Raw genomic sequence first — 1,198 nt, 5'->3', positions numbered from 1 at the left:
TAGGGAACATGCGATTAAGTCAGTACGTTGAGGTTTAAATCCGCCTAAATTTCTTCCTCTACTTTTTCCGCACCGATTTTCCCTTTTTTATCCAAAAATTAGCTGTTTTACCCCACTTTTAGCCTGTTTTCTGGCTTACTACCTGATTTTAGGTAGTCTTCGGCTCATAGCGTAACATCTGGTCCACTCTGACGATGTTGGCCAACGCAAATAACATCGCCAGATGATTATCGTTTTTCACCAAGCCCTTATAGCGAGCTTTTACAAAGCCGAACTGGCACTTAATGATGCGGAACGGATGTTCTACCTTGGCTCTAATGCTAGCCTTCAAGTATTCTGCTCTGATGAGCACTTTATTGAGCCGTGGATGTTGCTTAAGTGTTCTGACTTTGCCTGGACGTTCTGCTATCAGCCAATCAACCTTCTTATCTGCAAGCGCCTCGCGCTTTTCTGCGCCTTGATAACCGGCATCGGCTGACACAAATTGTTCTTCACCGTGCAGCAAGTTTTCCAGCTGATTTAAATCGTGCTCGTTAGCCGCCGTGGTCACCAAACGGTGGGTTAAGCCACTTTTGGCGTCCACCCCGATGTGCGCTTTCATGCCGAAGTACCACTGGTTACCTTTCTTGGTCTGGTGCATATCGCCGTCACGTTGGTTTTGCTTATTCTTGGTTGAGCTTGGCGCTTCGATAATCGTTGCATCAACTAACGTGCCTTGCGTCATCATGACACCGCATTCGCTAAGCCATTGGTTAATGGTACTGAGTATCTTGCGGGCCAATTTATGCTGCTCCAACAGATGGCGAAAATTCATGATGGTCGTGCGGTCTGGTATGACGCTATCTAAGGATAGATGTGCAAACAAGCGCATGGATGCAATTTCATAGAGCGCATCTTCCATGGCGCCATCACTTAGGTTGTACCAATGCTGCATGCAGTGGATACGCAACATGGTTTCTAATGGATAAGGGCGGCGGCCATTGCCTGCTTTAGGGTAAACAGGTTCGATAACAGCAAGGAGTTTTGCCCAAGGAAGAATCGCATTCATCCGAGACAGGAAGATTTCTTTACGAGTCTGACGGCGCTTACTGGAGAATTCGCTATCGGCAAATGTGAGTTGATGTTCCATGAGCTGACCTGTTCCTTGGCAAACTGGATGAGTACATGATCTCACATCGGGGACTTATTCGCACCTTCC

At 47.1% G+C, this 1,198-nt stretch carries 1 protein-coding gene; it reads right to left on the bottom strand.

The annotated features are described in order from the left end of the window. Window positions 1-148 precede the first annotated feature (148 nt). A complete protein-coding gene (locus H9J30_RS21535) occupies window positions 149-1,129 on the bottom strand; it encodes an IS5 family transposase (RefSeq protein ID WP_240132842.1) in 981 nt (326 codons plus the stop codon). Between the last annotated feature and the right edge of the window lie 69 nt (window positions 1,130-1,198).

The sequence above is a fragment of the Shewanella cutis genome, from assembly GCF_022410515.1.
Classification (GTDB): Bacteria; Pseudomonadota; Gammaproteobacteria; order Enterobacterales; family Shewanellaceae; genus Shewanella; species Shewanella cutis.
The sequence above is the reverse complement of the archived record's forward strand: the minus strand, read 5'-3'. Positions and strand labels throughout refer to the sequence as shown.

Bases quoted from the DNA above. Each gene is read 5' to 3' on its own strand.
- H9J30_RS21535 (WP_240132842.1), bottom strand. From the start codon at position 1,129: ATGGAACATCAACTCACATTTGCCGATAGCGAATTCTCCAGTAAGCGC.